General features: G+C 69.0%; 18 protein-coding genes and 2 pseudogenes. 8 read left to right on the forward strand and 12 right to left on the reverse strand.

All coding sequences use genetic code 11. The features are described from left to right. Positions 1-107: 107 nt before the first annotated feature. From AC6CH2_RS08865 to glyQ, 3 genes and pseudogenes are all read right to left on the reverse strand, one after another. A pseudogene (locus AC6CH2_RS08865) lies at positions 108-611 on the reverse strand (DALR anticodon-binding domain-containing protein); the annotation flags it as partial. Further along, positions 591-2,462: pseudogene (gene glyS, locus AC6CH2_RS08870) on the reverse strand (glycine--tRNA ligase subunit beta); the annotation flags it as partial. The pseudogenes AC6CH2_RS08865 and glyS, both read right to left, overlap by 21 nt. Before the next feature lie 22 nt (positions 2,463-2,484). Then, on the reverse strand, positions 2,485-3,420 hold the full coding sequence (gene glyQ, locus AC6CH2_RS08875) for a glycine--tRNA ligase subunit alpha (RefSeq protein WP_498268914.1): 936 nt from the start codon (positions 3,418-3,420) through the stop codon (positions 2,485-2,487). A gap of 101 nt (positions 3,421-3,521) precedes the next feature. Between glyQ and AC6CH2_RS08880 the strand changes: the two genes are divergently transcribed. Continuing rightward, complete coding sequence (locus AC6CH2_RS08880; protein WP_498268915.1) at positions 3,522-4,247, forward strand: glutamine amidotransferase; 726 nt, start codon at positions 3,522-3,524, stop codon at positions 4,245-4,247. Between the two features lie 133 nt (positions 4,248-4,380). Continuing rightward, complete coding sequence (locus AC6CH2_RS08885) at positions 4,381-5,313, forward strand: BPSS1780 family membrane protein (protein ID WP_498268916.1); 933 nt, start codon at positions 4,381-4,383, stop codon at positions 5,311-5,313. Positions 5,314-5,353: 40 nt separating this feature from the next. Here the strand turns inward: AC6CH2_RS08885 and AC6CH2_RS08890 are convergent, their stop codons facing one another. The 6 genes from AC6CH2_RS08890 to AC6CH2_RS08915 all read right to left on the reverse strand — a co-directional run bounded on the left by AC6CH2_RS08890 (position 5,354) and on the right by AC6CH2_RS08915 (position 10,144). Beyond that, entirely contained in the window at positions 5,354-6,073 is a 720-nt protein-coding gene (locus AC6CH2_RS08890) for an RDD family protein (RefSeq protein WP_498268917.1), read from the reverse strand. A gap of 11 nt (positions 6,074-6,084) precedes the next feature. Next, positions 6,085-6,903, reverse strand: coding sequence for a twin-arginine translocase subunit TatC (gene tatC, locus AC6CH2_RS08895; protein ID WP_435396725.1), 819 nt, complete (start codon positions 6,901-6,903; stop codon positions 6,085-6,087). Continuing rightward, a complete protein-coding gene (tatB, locus tag AC6CH2_RS08900; RefSeq protein ID WP_498268918.1) occupies positions 6,890-7,384 on the reverse strand; it encodes a Sec-independent protein translocase protein TatB in 495 nt (164 codons plus the stop codon). The genes tatC and tatB overlap by 14 nt, the downstream gene beginning before the upstream one ends. Positions 7,385-7,433: 49 nt before the next feature. Further along, positions 7,434-7,667: a Sec-independent protein translocase subunit TatA gene (tatA, locus tag AC6CH2_RS08905; RefSeq protein ID WP_435396723.1), complete on the reverse strand. Its 234-nt coding sequence runs from the start codon at positions 7,665-7,667 to the stop codon at positions 7,434-7,436. Between the two features lie 303 nt (positions 7,668-7,970). Further along, entirely contained in the window at positions 7,971-8,876 is a 906-nt protein-coding gene (locus tag AC6CH2_RS08910; protein ID WP_498269108.1) for a lipid-binding SYLF domain-containing protein, read from the reverse strand. A gap of 284 nt (positions 8,877-9,160) precedes the next feature. Further along, positions 9,161-10,144: a hypothetical protein gene (locus tag AC6CH2_RS08915; RefSeq protein WP_498268919.1), complete on the reverse strand. Its 984-nt coding sequence runs from the start codon at positions 10,142-10,144 to the stop codon at positions 9,161-9,163. 201 nt (positions 10,145-10,345) lie between these two features. Between AC6CH2_RS08915 and hemH the strand changes: the two genes are divergently transcribed. Both hemH and AC6CH2_RS08925 read left to right on the forward strand, forming a co-directional pair. Then, positions 10,346-11,341 (forward strand): ferrochelatase, encoded by a 996-nt coding sequence (hemH, locus tag AC6CH2_RS08920; protein WP_498269109.1) that lies wholly within the window; start codon positions 10,346-10,348, stop codon positions 11,339-11,341. Then, the gene (locus tag AC6CH2_RS08925) at positions 11,338-12,204 is read left to right on the forward strand and encodes an alpha/beta fold hydrolase (protein WP_498268920.1); all 867 of its coding nucleotides are present in this window, start codon (positions 11,338-11,340) and stop codon (positions 12,202-12,204) included. Before hemH ends, AC6CH2_RS08925 begins: the two co-directional genes overlap by 4 nt. 49 nt (positions 12,205-12,253) lie before the next feature. Here the strand turns inward: AC6CH2_RS08925 and AC6CH2_RS08930 are convergent, their stop codons facing one another. The 3 genes from AC6CH2_RS08930 to ttcA form a co-directional block, all read right to left on the reverse strand. Continuing rightward, the gene (locus AC6CH2_RS08930; RefSeq protein WP_498268921.1) at positions 12,254-13,045 is read right to left on the reverse strand and encodes a M48 family metallopeptidase; all 792 of its coding nucleotides are present in this window, start codon (positions 13,043-13,045) and stop codon (positions 12,254-12,256) included. A 198-nt stretch (positions 13,046-13,243) separates the two neighbouring features. Beyond that, positions 13,244-14,155: a recombination-associated protein RdgC gene (locus AC6CH2_RS08935; protein ID WP_498268922.1), complete on the reverse strand. Its 912-nt coding sequence runs from the start codon at positions 14,153-14,155 to the stop codon at positions 13,244-13,246. Between the two features lie 68 nt (positions 14,156-14,223). Further along, positions 14,224-15,132 (reverse strand): tRNA 2-thiocytidine(32) synthetase TtcA, encoded by a 909-nt coding sequence (ttcA, locus tag AC6CH2_RS08940; RefSeq protein WP_498268923.1) that lies wholly within the window; start codon positions 15,130-15,132, stop codon positions 14,224-14,226. Between the two features lie 98 nt (positions 15,133-15,230). Here ttcA and AC6CH2_RS08945 point away from each other — a divergent pair, with 98 nt between their 5' ends. From AC6CH2_RS08945 to AC6CH2_RS08960, 4 genes are all read left to right on the forward strand, one after another. Beyond that, on the forward strand, positions 15,231-15,440 hold the full coding sequence (locus AC6CH2_RS08945) for a YdcH family protein (RefSeq protein WP_435396716.1): 210 nt from the start codon (positions 15,231-15,233) through the stop codon (positions 15,438-15,440). 92 nt (positions 15,441-15,532) lie between these two features. Then, positions 15,533-16,147, forward strand: a complete 615-nt coding sequence (locus AC6CH2_RS08950; protein WP_435396715.1) for a hypothetical protein — start codon at positions 15,533-15,535, stop codon at positions 16,145-16,147. Continuing rightward, positions 16,144-16,773: a hypothetical protein gene (locus tag AC6CH2_RS08955; protein WP_498268924.1), complete on the forward strand. Its 630-nt coding sequence runs from the start codon at positions 16,144-16,146 to the stop codon at positions 16,771-16,773. Before AC6CH2_RS08950 ends, AC6CH2_RS08955 begins: the two co-directional genes overlap by 4 nt. After that, positions 16,770-17,396: a hypothetical protein gene (locus AC6CH2_RS08960; RefSeq protein ID WP_498268925.1), complete on the forward strand. Its 627-nt coding sequence runs from the start codon at positions 16,770-16,772 to the stop codon at positions 17,394-17,396. Before AC6CH2_RS08955 ends, AC6CH2_RS08960 begins: the two co-directional genes overlap by 4 nt. Positions 17,397-18,300: the final 904 nt, after the last annotated feature.

Consider the following 18,300-nt stretch of genomic DNA (forward strand, 5'->3'; position numbering starts at 1 on the left):
TCGAAGCCCGGTTCGGGCCGGCGATTCGCCTGCCGCATGGCTTTCAACCCGCCCCAACAAAAAGGCCGGCTTGCGCCGGCCTTTCGCTTTCTGCGATGTGCTCGTAGTCAGATCGACAGATGCTCGATTGCGGCGACGCTGCCGAGCCGGTCGGACAGGCGCTTGAGCAGGGCCAGGCGGTTGTTGCGTACCGCCAGATCGTCGACGTTGACCATCACGTGGGTGAAGAAGGCGTCGACCTGCGGGCGCAGGCGGGCCAGGCGGCCGAGCACCGCGACGTAATCGCGTTGCGCCAGCAACGGGTCGGTATCGGCGATCGCGGCATCGACGACTTCGGCGAGCTCGCGCTCGGCGTCCTCGACGAACCGCGCCGGGTCGATCGCGGTCGGCACCTCGCCGTCGACCTTCTTGAGGATGTTGCGGATGCGCTTGTTGGCCGCGGCCAGCGCCTCGGCCTCGGGCAACTTGGCGAACTCGGCGATGGCCTTGAGGCGGCGGTCGAAGTCGAGAAACGAAGTAGGCAGCGCATGCGCTACCGATTCAAATTGCTGCACAGAGATATCGGCATCCGCGTAATAGCTTTCTAGACGATCCACAACAAAGTCATAAATTTGGCCAGCAAGATCATTGACCTCTTTCCGTGTCACTTGCTTGATATCTGCCGGAAGCGGCCTTTGCCCCTCGCCACGTCGCACTGCGCCATGTTTTTTGATGTCTTCGATCTGAGATGCGAGATCAGCGACCTTTCGCTCCTCTACATCCTTAACAAAAACGGAAAATAGCGCAGCAGAAGCCGCATGGTAGATAAATCCGTAGTCGTTCTGAGCAGTACCACTTTCAATGATCGTCCTGACTAGCCCCAGTGCGTTACGCCTTAATGCGAATGGATCCTTATTTCCGGTAGGCTTCAGCCCAGCCGCGAAACCGCTCGCGATGGTGTCTAGGCGCTCGGCTATTGCAAGAACACGACCCATTGAAGACGGCGCGATCGCGTCGCCGGCGAAACGCGGCATATAGGCCTCGTCGATCGCCGCGGCGACCTCGGCCGGTTCGTTCGCGGCCTGGGCGTAATAACGGCCGGCGATGCCCTGCAGTTCCGGGAATTCGTTGACCATACGCGACTGCAGGTCGTTCTTCGACAGTTCCGCCGCACGCCTGGCCTGCGCCGGGTCGACGCCGGCCGCCGGCGCGATCGCCTCGGCCAGTGCGGCCACGCGCGCGACCTTGTCGGCGACGCTGCCGAGCTTGGCCTGGTAGGTCACCGTCTTGAGGCCCTCGCCCATCGATTCCAGACCCTGCTTGAGGTCTTCGTCGAAGAAGAACTTGGCGTCGGCGAAGCGCGGACGGATCACCCGCTCGTAGCCCTTGCGGACCTCGGCTTCGTTCCTGGACTGGATGTTGGCGATGCCGATGAAGCGTTCGGTCAACTGGCCCTGCGCGTCGAGCACCGGGAAGAACTTCTGATTGGCTTCCATGGTCGCTATCAGCGCTTCCTGCGGCACCGCCAGGAATTCGCGCTCGAAACCGCAGACGATGGCGACCGGCCACTCGGTCAGGCCGTTGACCTCTTCGAGGATGCCCTCGTCGATGCGCGCATGGCCGCCGGCCTGCTGCGCGGCGGCGGCGACTTCGCGCACGATCCGCTCGCGGCGCTCGTCGGCGTCGACCAGCACGTGAGCGCTGCGCAGGGACTCGACATAGTCCTCGGGCGCGCTGAACCAGACCGGCTTGTCGTGCATGAAGCGGTGGCCGCGGCTCATGCGGTCGCTGCGCACGCCGAGCACCTGCGCCGGCACCACTTCGCTGCCGAGCAGCAGCACCAGCCAATGCACCGGCCGGGCGAAACCGTAGTCGTGGTCGCCCCAGCGCATCGGCTTGGGAATCGGCATCGCCGCCAGCGCCTCGCGCACGATCTCCGGCAGCAGGCTGGCGGTGTCGGCGCCGGGCTTGGTCGCGCGGTGGACGAAACGCTCGCCCTTGGCGTCGCTGGTGCGTTCGAGCTGGTTCCAGTCGATGCCGGCCTTCTGGGCGAAGCCCTGCAAGGCCTTGGTCGGCTGGCCCTCGGCGTCGAGGGCGATGTTGAGATAAGGGCCGAGCACTTCGCTCTTCTGCTCGGGCTGCTGGGTGGCCACGCCGTTGAGGCGCACGGCCAGGCGGCGCGGCGTATACAGCGGCTTGGCGCCTTCGCGATCGAAACCGATGCCGCGCTTGTGCAGACCGTCCAGCACGCCGTCGAAGAAGGCCTGGGCCAGGCCCGGCAGGGCCTTGACCGGCAGTTCCTCGGTGCCCAGTTCGATCAGTAGAGGTTGCGTCGTGCTCATGCGGATGCCTTTGCGTTTTCGTCTTCGGTGAAGACGCCCCGCGCTTGCTGCGGCGAGGTGGGTGATTTGAGCGAACTGCAGGTGTTCGGTGCGAGGCCGGCGGACTTCATGCCGGCCCTCGCCCCGCCCCATCCCCCGCATGCGGGAGATGAGTTTCGAAGCGTCAGGCGGCTGCGGCTTCCGACGCGCGCTTGAGGCCGGGGAAACCGAGCTTCTCGCGCTGCGCGTGATACGCCTCGGCCACGCCTTGGGCGATCTTGCGCACGCGCAGGATGTAGCGCTGGCGCTCGGTCACACTGATCGCGCGACGCGCATCGAGCAGGTTGAACGAGTGGCTGGCCTTGCAGACCTGGTCGTAGGCCGGCAGCGGCAGGCCGAGCCCGATCAGCTTGGCGGCTTCGGCCTCGCAGGCGTCGAAGCGATGGAACAGCTCGGCGACGTCGGCGTGCTCGAAGTTGTAGGCGCTCTGCTCGACTTCGTTCTGGTGGTAGACGTCGCGGTAGGTCACCGGCACGCCATCGGGCCCGTAGGTCCAGACCAGGTCGAACACGTTGTCGACGTTCTGCAGGTACATGCACAGGCGCTCGAGACCGTAGGTGATCTCGCCGAGCACCGGCTTGCACTCCAGGCCGCCGGCCTGCTGGAAGTAGGTGAACTGGGTGACTTCCATGCCGTTGAGCCAGACCTCCCAGCCCAGGCCCCAGGCGCCGAGGGTCGGCGATTCCCAGTTGTCTTCGACCAGGCGCAGGTCGTGCACCATCGGGTCGACGCCGAGCGCCTTGAGCGAATCGAAGTACAGCTCGACGATGTTGTCGGGGCTGGGCTTCATCGCCACCTGGTACTGGTAGTAGCGCTGTAGGCGGTTGGGGTTGTCGCCGTAGCGGCCGTCGGTGGGGCGGCGGCAAGGCTGCACGTAGGCGGCGTTCCACGGCTCCGGACCGAGCGCGCGCAGGAAGGTCGCCGGGTGGAAGGTACCGGCGCCGACTTCGAGGTCGAGCGGCTGGATCAGCACGCAGCCCTGTTCAGCCCAGAAGGCGTTCAGGCGCTGGATCATGCTCTGGAAGGTGATCAGCGGGGTCGGGTGGTCGCTCGCGGCCATGGTCTCATCGCAGTGCAGCAAAGCGGGTTAGTATAGCGACGAGCCTTGCGCGCCAGGGCTTTCCCCCTGGTTTCGCACCGTTTCCCGCCTGCCGCCACGCCGTGAATCCGCCCTTCCTGATCCTAGAGACCGGCCAGCCGGTCGCCTCCATGCGCCGCCACCGCGGTTTTCCGCATTGGATCCGGGTCGCCGCCGGGCTGGAGCGCGACGAGGCGGTGGTGGTCGACGTCGAGCACGGCGAAGCCCTGCCGAGCCGCGAGGGCTTCGCCGGCGCCATCGTCACCGGCTCGGGCGCGATGGTCACCGACCGCGCCGACTGGAGCGAACGCAGCGCGCAGTGGTTGCGCGAGGCCGCGCACGCGCGCCTGCCGCTGTTCGGCATCTGCTACGGCCACCAGTTGCTCGCCCACGCCCTCGGCGGCGAAGTCGGTAACCACCCAGCCGGCCGCGAGATGGGCACGATCGGCCTGGAGCTGCACGCCAGCGCCGGCGACGACCCCTTGTTCGCCGGCCTGCCGAGCCAGTTCCCGGCCCAGGCCACCCATCTGCAGACCGTGCTGCGCCCGCCGGAAGGCGCCACCGTGCTGGCGCGCTCGGCCCACGACGCCTGCCACGCCTTCCGCTGGGGCGATCGCGCCTGGGGCGTGCAGTTCCATCCCGAATTCAGCGCCACGCACATGCGCGGCTACGTGCGGGCGCGCCAGGACGCGCTGCGCAGCGAAGGCCATTGTCCGCGCAGCATCGCCGGCAGCGTCAGCGCCACGCCGTTCGCGCGGCGCGTGCTGCGGCGTTTCGTCGGCCATGCGCGCACGCTGCACGGGCGTTGAGCGCCGCGGGCGTGCGGGCCGGCGGCTCCGGCTTCGCTCGCTGCCGCGTCGCCGGCTTTAATCTCGTGCGCGCGCAGCTCGCGCGCACCACCGCAATCACCAGCAAGGCGGCCGCGAGGCCAGGACCGATCCGATGACGCAACCGATGCGCAAGGTACCGCTGACCCACGGCGTGCAATGGCTGATCCGCGCGATCAACCTGGGCACGCGCAATCCGCGCGCGATCTTCGGCGCGGCGCTGCTGTTCATGGCGGTGCTCTACCTGCTGGCGCTGGTGCTGGCGAGCCCGGCGCGCAGTCTGGCCGGCGGCGCCAACCCGGACATGGCCAGCATCGTGACCGCGGTGATCCCGATGTTCGTCGCCCTGGTGTTGGCGCTGCCGATCCTGCTCGCCGGCCTGATGCACGTGATCCGCGAAGCCGAGGCCGGGCGGCCGACGCGCGCGCGCGACCTGTTCGCGCCGTTGCGCCTGGGCAAGGTCGGCCCGCTCGCCCTGCTCGGCCTGATCCAGATCGCTCTGACCTTGATCAGCACCGCGCTGGTGGTGTGGCTGGCCGGCCAGGACTACTGGCCGCAGTATCTGGAAATGATGCGCGGCGCGCTCAGCGGCCATGTCGCGACCGCGCCGGAGCCCGATCACCCGGGCCTGATGATGCTGGTGCAGTTCCTGTTCAATTACTTCAGCAACGCGATCCTGCTGATCTCGGTGCCGTTGATCATGTTCTCCGGGCTCAGCCTGTCGGACGCGGTCAAGCACAGCCTCAGCGCATCGTTGTGGAACCTCGGCGCCTATCTGCTCGCGGCGATGCTGTTCGTGCTCGGCGTGGTGGTGTCGGCGGTGCTGGCCAGCGTGATCGCGATCGTGCTGGTGCAGGTCGGCAGCCTGGTCCACCCGGTGCTCGGCGCTCTGCTCGCCGCATCGCTGTACCTGGCCTATGGCGCGGTGGTGGTGGTGGTCATGGTCGGCACCTGCTACTACGCCTGGCGCGACGTGTTCGGCCAGGGCGAGCAGCCGGCCGCGCCGGGGACTTCGTCGACGCCGCGCCCGGGCCAGCTGGAAGCTTGAGCCCGCGCGGGAGCTCGCGAATTACAAACCAGAACCAGCACTACAGGCCGCCGGCCTGGTACACGGCCGCATCCATCGTCGCCTGCATCGCGCCGAACAACCGGGCCAGCGCGAACAAGCTCGCCGACAACTGCAGCGCCACCCAGGCCCAGCCCCAGAGCGGCATCCCCGGCTCGCCGTCGCGCACCACCCGCGCGCCGGCCAGGCGATCGTGCAAGGCGCGGTAGTCCGGTTTCGCCATCGCCAGCAGATGGCCGATGTTCAAGCTCAGCCACGACAGGCCGCCGCCGAAATAGCGCAAGGCGATGCGGCCGGCGCCCAGCGCCCGTCCGTCCATGCCGGTCACGCGCAGGCGCAGCGCGCGCTTGCCGGGCGTGGCCTGCCACGGCGTCAGCACGAAACCGATCTCGTAGACCGCGCCTAACAGGGCGAAGGCCAGGACCCAGCCGAGCACCAGCGCGGTCAGCGCGGCGACCGTGGTCGTGGCGGCGGCGTGCAGGGCCGGGTCGGCGATCAGCCGTTGGGCGAAGCCGCCGAAGGACAGGTCGTCGAGCACCGCCGCCGACATCACCTCGGCGGTGCGCGCGGCCATCGCCGCATAGGCGCGCCGGGCCGATTCGGCCAGGGCCAGCCAGTGGCCGGCGCCGACGACGCTCGTCGCCGCGGCGACCGCGGCGGCATCGAGCGACCAGGCCGCGTAGCGCGGCCAGAACCCCGCCGACAGATTCGCCGCCGGCGCGCTCGCGGTTCGCGCGCTCATGGGCGCCGCACTCATCGGTCGCGCGCGTCCCCGGTCGGGGCATCGTCCTCGTCGTCGCGGTCGCGACGGTCTGAGGCCACCCACTTCGCGGCGATGATGCCGATCTCGTAGAGGATGCACATCGGAATCGCCAGCATCAGCTGCGATACCACGTCCGGCGGCGTAATCACCGCGGCGATGACGAAGATGCCGACCACCGCGTAGCCGCGCGCTTCCTTGAGCTGGGCCGGGGTGACCCAGCCGAGCAGGGCCAGGATCACCAGCGCCACCGGCACTTCGAAACTGATGCCGAAGGCCAGGAACAGGATCAGTACGAAATCCAGGTAGGCGTTGATGTCGGTCATCATCGCCACGCCGACCGGGGTGACCTTGACCAGGAACCCGAACACCGACGGCAGCACCAGGAAGAACGCGAACGCGCAGCCGGCGTAGAACAGCACCAGCGCCGACACCAGCAGCGGCAGGGCCAGGCGCTTTTCTCGCCGGTACAGGCCGGGCGCGACGAAGGCCCAGGCCTGGTACAGCAGCCAGGGCATGGTGACCATCAGCGCGGCGAAGAAGGCCAGCTTGAGCGGCGCCGAGAACGGCGAGGCGACTTCGACCGCGATCAGCTGGCTGCCGGCCGGCAGCTTGGCCAGCAGCGGCGTCGCCAGGTAGTGATAGAGCTTGTTGGCGAACGGCAGGAAGCCGAGGAACACGACGATCAGGCCGGTCACCCCGCGCAACAGGCGCGCGCGCAGTTCGATCAGGTGATCGAGCAGGCGCGGTTCGGGCGAGGCTTCGTCGGCGGGGCCGCCGGCCTGCGGCGCGCGGGAGTCAGCGTCGCTCATCGGTCGGGGTCTTGGGAGAAGGGCGATAGTCCGGCAAGGCGGCGCTGGCGTAGTCGTGGGTCGGCGGCGCGTCTTCGACCGGTGCGGCTTCGGTCGCCGCGACATCGCCGGCGGCCGCATCGGCCGTCGGCGAGGGGTCGTGCGCGCCGGCGGCGGCGTTCTCGGCCGGGCGGGCGGCGGCGCCGACCGGCGCGGCGATGCTGCGGTTCATCGCATCGACCTCATCGCGCATGGCCCGGCCGCTGTCGCGCAACTGGCCCTGCGCGTCGCGCAGGTCGTCCTGGGCCTGGCGCAGGCTGCGCTTGAGGTCCTCGTCGGCGATCTCGTTCTCGAGCTCGGACTTGACCGAATACCACTGCGCGCGCGCGCGCCGCACCCACAGGCCGGCGAAACGCGCGGCCTTGGGCAAGCGTTCGGGACCGAGCACGATCAAAGCCACGATCGCGATCACGAAGACTTCCGAGAAGCCTATGTCGAACATGGTCTGGGGCGGGCCTGCGGAAGGGCGGAGCGCGTCGGGGCCGCGAGCGTCAGCGCGGGGTGTGCTCGTCGTTGCGCGAGGACGATGTCTTGTCGGAGGCGTTGTCGTTACGCGTTTCGTCGTTGAGCTGCTGCGTCGGCTTGTCGTCGTCGTGCATGCCCTTCTTGAAGCCCTTCACGGCTTCGCCGACGTCTTTGCCGATGTTGCCCAGACGCTTGGTGCCGAAAACCAGAACGACGATCAGCAGGACGACGACCCAGTGAATCCAACTCATGCTGCCCATGGCGGTGTCCCGTTAAACCCGTTGATAGTGGATGAGAACCTCAAGCCGGCTGGTCCGATCAGCGCGTCCGCGGCCGGCGCGATGCCGCTGCGCGCAACCGGGTCCGTGAGGATACCGCAACCTTTGTAACAGAAGGTTGCGACCCCGGCCGCTCGAACGAGATCGACCGCGGCCGGTTGCGGGCAATGCGTCCGCGGTCACGCACCGGCGCGGCTGCGGCCGCGGCCGAACCGTCATGCGCCCGTCTTATGAGCGGATCCGCACCGGTCCGAAGCGGTCCGCACCGATCCGGGCAGCGACGGATCAGGGCAGCGGTTCGACCTTGGCCGGGTTGGCCGGCACGGTCTCGAACGGCTGCGGCTGACCCTGAACGGGCTGCGGCTGGGCCGGCTGGGCCGGCTGGGCCGGGGCCAGGCGCACCCGCGCCGGTTCGGCCGGAGCGGGTTGGGCAGGCGCCGTGCCGCCTTCGGGATACACCGTGGCGCCGAGCGCGGGGCGCTGGTCCTCGGCGGTGCGGTTGGCGCGCGCGGTCGCGCTGGCTTCTTCGAGGCGGTCGCGGAAATCGACCACGGCGGTGGACGGCTGGCCGTTGGCGCGGCCCTCGAAAATCATCCGCGGGGTGCTGCCTTCGCCGTAGACGGCCTGGTTGGCGTCGTCGTCGATCGACAGCGCGGCGCCGTCGAGGGCGATGCCGGCGAACAGGCCGCGCGCGCGCGACCACGACCAGATCTCGGCCTTGAGCTGGCCGTCGGTGGCGGCCGCGGCGGTGCGGCCGACCGGGCCGGCGGCGACGCTGGCGTCGGCGCCGAGGGTGACCTTGCCGTTGACGATCGAATCCAGGCCGCGGTCGCCGCGGAACACCAGCACGATGTCGGAGGACTGCACGCCGGCCTGGAAGCCGAAGCTGCCGCCGGTGAGCTTGACGAAGCTCGGGTTCGACCAGGTGCCATCGGGGTTCTTGACCGAGACCAGGCCGTGGCCGCGGCGGCCGCCGACCACCAGGCCGATCTTCAAGGTGTCGGGCACCACGACTATCGCGCGCGCCTCGTCGAACAGCTTGTCGGGGATCGAGGATTCGGGAATCTGCTGGATGTCGCCGAGCACGCGCACCGCATCGCGTGCGCGTTGATCCTCGGTCGGGCCGGCCACGGCGGCGGTGGCGGCGATACCCAGGCTCAGGGCGAGACTCAGACTCAGGACGCGAGGCAAGGAACGGGACATGGGGGACTCCGGCGGACAGCGGCAGTGAATCATGTTCGGAAGTAGAACATGCTCGGCGCGCTCGACGGTACGTCGCATCGACCTGGCGCGGCTCGCGGCGCGGTTCGGCAGGTCGCGAACGCGCAGCGGGCACGTTCATCGTAACGGACCCGATCGCAGGACCGAGCCCAGGGCGAGGCTAGCGACACCGCGATGAATCGTCGCGGAATTTCGGCCACGGGCTCGCGCCGCGTGCGGCCCCTCGTACGCGATCCGGCCTAGGACACCGTCGCTCAACGCGTCGGCTTCGGCGAGGCCGACGCCGGATCGAGCAGGCCCGACAACCAGTGAGCGAGGTTCAAGGTGAACTGGTAATTGCGCTCGGCGCCGGGCGCATTCATGCCCATCGGGCGCCGTCCGGCGCCCTGCACCTGGGTGCTGAACATCGCCGCTTCGCCGAGAAAGGCCGCGCGCCCCTTGCCCGCCCGCATCACCGCGCCCTGCAACCAGCCGCCGACCGGCACGCGCACGGTGTCGGCGTCGAAACGCCAGGCCCGCTTCGGCATCAGCGAGACATAGCCCTGCGGCAGAACCAGCAGCGGCTCGGCGTTCGCCGGCGCCCGGAACGCCTGGCCGGTGAAGCTGCGCACCTGCGCGACCGCTTCGGATTCGTTGCGGCCGCGCACGATCGCATGCCCGCGCAGGCTGCCGTCGTCGACGCGGAACAGGCTCGGCCGCTGGAATATCTCGGCGCGGCGTGCCGGATCGGCGTCGTAGCCGGGCATGGCGAAGCCGTCGTTGAACGTCACTCCGAACGCCGCCGCAAGCCCTGCGGCCGCGCCCGCCAGCGGCATGTGGTCGGCGATCAGCCACAAGCTTCCGCCGGCGCGCACCCAGTGCCGGACCGCACGGATCTCGGCGGCGCTGAACGCCGACGGGGTCGGATAGGGATAGTCGCTCCACTCCGCCGCACTGGGCTGGGCATTGGCGATCACCAGGATCGCGCACGGCGCCAAGGCCGCGCGCGCGAACTGCGCGCGCAGCGGGCGCACCGCATAGCCGTCGCGCCGCAGCAGCTCGCCGAACGACCAATAGCGCCCCTCGAGGGTGTGGAAATTATGGTGGGCCTCGTCGACGCATACGGTCGGCCCCCGCCCGGCGGCATAGGCCGGCGCGCCGATCGGCGGCCGATAGTCGCGCTCGGGCAATTGCTGCGCGGCCGCCGGCATGCCACAGGCCGCGGCGACCAGACCCGACATCAACGCTTTCTCGAACATGCCTTCGTACTCCCGGACCGCCATGCGCTCACGGCAAGACACTAGCGCGATCCCGCGCACCGCAGCCACCGCCAGACTCGGCAAGGTCGACACGCGCAGCGGCCCGGCCGGCCGCTGCGCGCGGCCTTCCTATCGCTGCGATCGAAAACTTCGATCCCGCGGAGATTTCGCTGGCGGGGCGACGGGTGTCATCCTATGTCCATGCCCGCAACCGCCAGCCTCGCCGACCGCGACAGCCCCCCCACCGCCGATACCGCCGTGGTCCTGGTCAATCTCGGCACGCCCGAGGCGCCGAACACGCGCGCCGTGCGCCGCTATCTGTCCGAATTCCTGCACGACCGCCGCGTCGTCGACATGAGCCGCTGGCTGTGGTGCCCGCTGCTGCATTTCGCGATCCTGCCGCTGCGCAGCGGCAAGGTCGCCAACAAATACGCCAGCGTCTGGCTGCCGGAAGGCTCGCCGCTGGCCGTGCACACCCGCCGCCTGGCCCAGGCCGTCCAGCACGAACTGCCCGAGGTGCGCGTACTGCACGCGATGCGCTACGGCCAACCCTCGTGGAAGCAGTTGCTGCAACGGCTTCAGGCCGAGGGCGTGCGGCGGGTACTGGCGCTGCCGCTGTATCCGCAGTATTCGACCTCGACCACCGCCTCGGTCGGCGACGTGCTCGGTCGCGCCGAGGGTCTGGCGACGCGCATGGTCGACCACTATCACGACGACCCCGAGTGGGTCGCGGCGGTCGCCGATTCGATCCATCGTCACCGTGCCACCCACGGCCCGGGCGAGCATCTGCTGTTCTCGTTCCACGGCCTGCCGCAGCGCTTCGTCGACGGCGGCGATCCTTATGCCCGCCAATGCCGGGACAGTGCGCGCGCCATCGCCGAGGCCCTGCACCTGCCCGACGAAGCCTGGACCCTGAGTTACCAATCGCGCTTCGGCCGAGAACGCTGGCTGGAACCCTCGACCGTCGACACGCTGTCGGCGCTGACCGCCCGCGGCATCAAGCGCGTCGACGTGATCGCCCCGGGCTTCGCGGTCGACTGCCTGGAAACCCTGGAAGAGGTCGCGATGATGCTGGCCGAGGACTTCGCCGAACACGGCGGCCAATTGCGCTACATCCCCTGCCTCAACGAATCGCCGGCGCATGCTGCGCTGCTGGCCGGCATCGCCCGGCGCGAACTCGGGGCCTGGGGCCGATGACGGCGCTGCAGGAATTCGCGGTCGACAGCGTGTTCGGCCGCCTCGCCGGCCTGCGCAACGGCCATATCGGCGCGCCGCGCCTGCTCGCCCTGCACGGTTGGCTCGACAACGCCGCGAGCTTCGTGCCGATCGCGCCCTGGTTCGAAGGCTTCGACCTGGTCGCCCCGGACCTGCCCGGCCACGGCGCCAGCGCGCATCTGCCGCCGGCCGCCGACTACACCCTGATCGCCGCCGCGCGCGCCGCGCTCGCGGTCGCCGACGCGCTCGGCTGGGATCGCTTCCACGTGCTCGGCCATTCGCTCGGCGGCGCCACCGCCAGCGTGATCGCCGCGGCCACGCCGCAACGGGTCGACCGGCTGCTGCTGATCGAGGCGTTGGGCTCGCTGGCCGAGCCCGAGGACCGGGTCGCCGCGCGCCTGCGCGAAGCCTTCGCCGGCCAGGCCGCGTTGGCCGGCAAGCGCTTGCGCGTGTTCGGCGACATCGCCACCGCGGTGCGTGCGCGCATGACCGCCAACGGCCTCAGCGAACCGGTCGCGCGCCTGCTGGTCGAACGCGGCGTGGCGCCGGTGCGCAGCGACGACCGCCAGGGCGGTTTCGTCTGGCGCAGCGATCCGCGCCTGACCCTGGCCACGGCCATCCGCATGAGCGAAGCGCAGATGCGCTCGCTGATCGCGGCGATCGAAAGCCCGACCTGCATGGTCTGGGCCGACCCGGCCCAGCCCTACATGCCCGACGAACTGCGCCGCGAACGCGCGACCCTGCTGCCGCGCGGGGAGATGCACGTGCTGGCCGGGACCCATCACCTGCACATGGAGCAGCCGCGCGAAGTCGGCGAACTGCTGCGCGCTTTTCTCGGCGGCTGACGGCGCCGACGAGCCGCACCGGCCGAGCGCCGGCTTGCGTGACGGCGGGTCAGTCGGCCGCGACCAGGCGGCGCAGGCCGGCCTTGAGGCTGCGGCCGCAGGCGCGGAAGTACTCGCGCTGATCGCGCCAATCGGGGCAACGCGCCTCGACCTCGCGCCAGAACGCGCGCGAATGGTCGGCATGGATCAGGTGACAGAGCTCGTGCACCAGCACGTACTCGAACGCCGGCGGCGGCGCCAGCACCAGCGACAGGTCCAGGGTCAGTCCGCCGTCGGGGGCGAGCGAGCCCCATTGCGAGGACATCACCCGATAGCGCAGCCGCGACGGCGCGCGCGGCAGGCCGGGCAGGTACTTCGGCAGCCAGCGGCCGACGTCGGCGCGCGCCTGACCTTCGTAGAAATCGCGCAGGGCGCGCTGCAACGCGACCGCATTGAGCGCCTCGGGCGCGGCGATGTCGACCGCGTCCTCGCTCAGTTGCAGACGCAGGTAACGCGCGACTTGCCAGCGCACCGGCCACTGCGCGCCCCGTAGCGGGATCGTCGCCTCGACGTGCGGCTGCAGGCGGGTCGCATCGCTGCCGGCCTGGGCGATCTGCGCCAGCAGCCAGTCGCCGTGTTCGATCACGAAGCGCTGACCGGCGATTTCGCTGGCGCGCATCGGCAAGGTCAGGCGCGGACCGCGCTCGTCGACGCTGAGCTTGATCCGGCGCGCGCGAGGATCGCGCACCCGCAACACTTCGACGATGCGGCCGTTGCCGAGATCGATCGCGAGGGTTTCGCGCGAGACCGTGCGCGACGCGGCTTGCGGCTGGCCGGTCAGCAGGCGCCGGAGGCTCGTCATGGGTGGGGGACCGCCATGGCCGAAGCATAACGCCGCGGGCGTTGCGCGGAAGCGGCAACGAAGAAACCGGACGGCGGGATGCGGCGCGGTCCGACCCGGCGGGCAGGCTTTCGACGCCCTGGCCGCATACGTGCCCTCGCCCCAACCCCTCTCCCGCGAGCGGACGAGGGGCTTACGCCGTCCGGGACGGCGCGTGGATCAGGCTTCGACCTTGCTCAGCTTCAGCGCCGATTCCAGCACCCGGAACAGGCGCTTCACTTCCGCGCTCATCAGCGCGAAGCGCGCGTCGAGTTCGGCGCGCAGGCCGTCGCCTTCGCTGTGTTCGAGCTGATCCACGGCGCCGTCGAGCAGCTTGAACTTGCGCACCACCAGGTCTTCGCCGATCACGAACGAAACGTGGTCGTCCAGGGTCAGCGCCAGGCGGGTGACCTGCTTGCCGGTTTCCAGGTGCTTGGCGATCTCGTCGCTCTCCAGTTCCTGGCGCTGGCACTTGACCACCGCGCCCTGGTCGACCGGGTCGCGCAGTTCGCATTCGTCGCCCAGGCTGATGCCGTCGGGCAGCTCCTCGCCGGCGACCCAGCCGGTCAGGATCGAGCGCGGGGCGATCTCGGCGTTCAAGGGCAAGGCCGGTAAGCTGCCGATCGCGCGGCGGATCTCGCTGATCACGTTCTCGCCCGACTTGCGGCTGGAGGTGTCGACGATGACCAGGCCGTGTTCGAGATCGATCATCGCATCGGTGCGGCTGGGCTTGATGAAGGCGCGCGGCATCAGGTCGACGATCAGCTCGTCCTTGAGGCGCTTGCGGGTGCGGCCGCCGGGCTTGCGGCCTTCTTTCTGCTCGATCTCGGCCAGCTTCTTGGCCAGCATGTCGTTGATCACCGAACCCGGCAGTAGGCGGTCTTCGCCGCCGACGGTCAGCCAGATCGCATCGCCGATGCGGTTGCTCATCATCGCGTCCTCGGCGTCGCGGCCGAACGGCGAGATGAAACCGCGCGAGGACAGCTCGAGCGGGCCGACCGGCTTGAGCCGGCACTCTTCGAGGCCTTTGTCGAGTTCGTCGAACTTGTGGGTGGTGGGAAAGCGGAAGAAGGTCAGATTGCGAAAGAACATCTAGGCAGCCGGGAATAAGGAAAGTATTAGGGATCGGCGGCGTGGCGCCGCGCTTGCGGAGCGGCGCCTCATCCAGCCTGCGCTTGGTTCGTGTCGGCCGGCGCCTCGTCCAGCCACACCGGCGCGTCCGCGGCCGGCACGCCGCCGGCGCGGCCCAGGCCGAGGAAATCGAACAGTTTCGGATCGCTCAGCTGCGAGGGACGGATGTCGCCGAGCGCGCGCGAGATGGTCTCGATGCGGCCGGGCGTCTCGCGCTCCCAGGCGTCCATCATCCGCTTGACCTGCTTGCGCTGCAGGTTCTCCTGCGAACCGCACAGATTGCACGGGATGATCGGGAAGCCCTTGATCGCGGCGTAATCGAGGATGTCGTCCTCGCGCACATAGGCCAGCGGCCGGATCACCACGTGCTTGCCGTCGTCGGACAGCAGCTTGGGCGGCATGCCGCTGAGCTTGGCGTGGAAGAACAGATTGAGGAAGAAGGTCGCGACCAGGTCGTCGCGGTGATGGCCCAGGGCGATCTTGGTGAAGCCCTGCTCCTCGGCATAGGTGTACAGCGCGCCGCGGCGCAAGCGCGAGCACAGCGAACACATGGTCTTGCCCTCGGGCACGACCCGGGTCACCACCGAATAGGTGTCCTGCTCGAGGATCTTGTACGCCACCCCGATCGATTCGAGATAGGCCGGCAACACGTGCTCGGGGAAATCCGGCTGCTTCTGGTCCAGGTTCACCGCGACCAGTTCGAACTTCACCGGCGCCTTCTTCTGCAGCTGCAGCAGAATGTCGAGCAGGGTGTAGCTGTCCTTGCCGCCGGACAGGCAGACCATGACCTTGTCGCCCTCTTCGATCATGCCGAAGTCGGCGATGGCGCGGCCGACCTGGTGACGCAGGCGGGTGGCGAGGCGTTCGCCTTCGCCGCCGCGGCGGGCGTCGGCGCGGGCAGGACGGGTGGGTTCGGCGAGGGGCAGGACGATGCTCATGAGGGCGCCAATTCTACGCTACGGGTCGGTGAACATCGCCCGCGCGCCGGCCGGACGGCCGATGACGTCGGTCATGGCGGCGCGTTAAGCTGGTGCGCATGACCGTAAGCGCCGATCCCTCCGAGACCGCCCGCCAGCTTGCCGAGCTGCGCCAGGAACATCGCGATCTCGACGCGGCCATCGACCGCCTGGCCCTCGATCCGCAGGCCGACGAACTGACCGTCAAGCGCCTCAAGAAGCGCAAGCTCTGGCTCAAGGACTGCATCGCCCGGCTCGAAAGCGCGCTGATTCCCGACGAACCGGCCTGAACCGCGGCGGCCGCATCGCGTATCGAGACCGCGCTCGCTGCACCGCCTTCGGCCTGTGATAGGGTGCGGCCACTCGATCGGCAGACAGCGGCATGGCGAACAAGGACGAACTGGTCCAGACGGCACGCAACCCCTGGTGGCAGGGCGCTGCGGCCTTGGCGCTCGTGGCCGTCGTCGCCACCGCCGCGCTCGGCGGTTTCGGCCAGGCCAAGAGCAAGCCCCTGCCGGAATACAAGGCCGGCCACCGCTACCAGGGCGGCGCCCTGGCGGTGACGCCGCTGCGGGCCTGGGTCGCGCGCTACAAACCCGGCGGCCGGGTCGACGCCTACAACCCGAAGACCTATCTGGTGCTGCAGGTCGAAGTCGAAAACCGCACGCCGCGCAGCTTCAGCGCGTTCGGCTACCCGCAGCAGGACCTGATCCTGGTGTCCAGCAAGCGCGAACCGATCGAGTCCGACCTGCTGATGCGGTCCGACGACCACTCCGTCGCCGGCGACCTGCATCCGCGCCTGAAGCAACGCATCGACCTGGTCTGGACCTTGCCGAAGAATTACGTCTATACGCCGCAGGCGACCTTCGGCGTGTTCGCCCGCGCCTACAAGGCCAAGGCCTATCTCAACGACGAGGGCGCCTGGGTCCAGGGCAAGCCCGCCGCCAAGTACGCGATGGCCGTGCAGGACCTGCGCGACCGGGCGGTGGCGCCGTGAGCGCGCCCGCCGCACACCGCGCCTGGCGGCTGCCGCGCTGGCGTTGGCGCGACGCGCTGTGGATCGTCCTGGCCCTGATCGCGGTGGTCGCCCTGCGCAAGGGCGAGTCCAGCTACGAACAGCGCGACACGCCGCTGGTGCAGCGTGCGCAGGGGCTCGGCCGGGTCGAAGGCCGCAACTTCGCGGTCGACGTCAGCGGCTTCAAGACCGCGCACGCCTACCTGCTCAAGGGCGACTACAGTCATCCTGAGGATTATCTGCTGCGCACCCCCGGGGTATGGATGTCGGTGGTCGCCAAAGTCGAAGCGCTCGAGCGCAGCGGCTACGTCGGCGCGCAACTGCGCACCCGCGACGGCCTGACCTATGTCGCTTCCAGCCAGGACCGGCCCAAGCTCAAGGGCGTCAACCTGCGCGAACGCGTGGTCGCGCCCGGGCTGCCGGAAAGCGGCGCCTGGTTCTTCGAAGTGCCGGTCGACCGCCTGGAGGGCGCGCACCTGCAGTTCTACTGGGGCAACGGCCTGCCGAACGGCGGCGACAGCTTGGTCGACGTCGACCTGGGCATCGACGCGGCGCGCGCGCGCAAGCTGATGGCCGAAGCCAAGCCGGTACTGGACCTGCGCCCATGAACGCCACGATGCCCGATTCCAGCGACCTCGACCGCAGCGCCTCGCCGGGCGGATGGTGGCGCCGCAACGCCCTGTGGCTGCTCGGCACCCTGGTGCTGGGCGCCTGGGCGATCTATGCGCCCTACCGCGAGGCCTTGCAGGCGTACCAGAACCGCCACCCCTCGCACGCCATCGACGTGCCCAAGGGCGAGTGGGCGCGCTACGAAGGCGCGCGTTGGCGCCTGGTTTCGGCCGAAGCCCTGGCCCCGCGCGATCCGCGCATCGGCGGCTCGGTGCGCAAGGACGCCGGGGTCTTGCTGCTGCAGTTCGAAGTGATCGCCGATTCCGGCACCCAGGCCAAGCACCTCGACCTGTGCAAGGGCCAAGTCTCCGATGCGCAGGGCCGGCTATGGGACGCGAACCCGGCCGGCTTGCCGCGGCTGAGAGGCCCCAAGCTGCCGACCACCTGCGGCAGCGGACAGGACGCGCAATACAAGTCGATCATCGCCCTGCCGGGCCGCCCATTCCGTTTCCAGCACGCCTATCTGTTGCCGCGCACGCAGCGGCTCGACGGATTGCAGGCGCGGATCGACCTGCGCAACTCGCAGACCTCGAAGGGCCGTTACCTGCGCTTCGCGCTTTGACCGTTTAGATTCTTGGTTTCGATTCGCCTGGCTGATTCGTGCGAGCTGATGGGTACTACCTCGTCCGCACCGTCCTTGCCTGTGTAGGAGCGGCGCAAGCCGCGACCACGGCCCTGCGGTTTCGCACCTTCGCCTTCTGCAGATCGGGGCCTCTTCGGCGGAAGCGGCGCAAGCCGCAACCGCGTCCTTGCGGCTTCACGACACGTCCCCGCAGCTCGGGTCCCTGGGTAAGAGCGGCGCAAGCCGCGACCACGAATCGCAACCATAACGGCGTTGGACGCCTACCCTGAACCGGAACGCCGTTGCCGTTGCCGTTGCCGTTGCCGTTGCCGTTGCCCAGATTTTGATCTGCTGCTTTGCCGGTCAACAGCAGACCCGTAGGGCGGCCCGCAGGGATGCGGGCCGTGCGCAAGCAGGCCATGGATGGCCTGTCTGGAGCATCCCTGCGTCGGCACCGATCGTGCGGGCTGGTGCCCTTGCAAGGAGAGCCCTTTTCTTTGGTTACTTTTCTTTTGGGCTCAGCAAAAGAAAGTAACCCGGCCGCGTCAGCGGACGGAAGTTTTAGATCTTGATGTTGCTTCTCCGCTCCGCAGCCAGAGGCGCAACAACCGCCGGTTGCGCGGTCGCGGCTTGCGCCGCTCCTACCCTGGAGCCGCCGCACCTGCGTGTCACTACGAATCTATCCCTGTAGGAGCGACGTGAGTCGCGACCACCGAACGCGCAGAGATAACGAGGCCATCGGCCTTCGTAGAAGGCGGCGTGCTTTCGCCAGGGTAGGAGCGGCGCAAGCCGCGACATCGTCGTTACGGTCTTGCGGCGCATCGCTCAAACGAGCGAAATCAAAGATCAAAATCAAGATCAAGATCAAGATCAAACCCAAAGCTTCCGCCACTAAAGCGGCGGG

It is taken from the genome of Lysobacter sp. GQ73 (assembly GCF_059758755.1).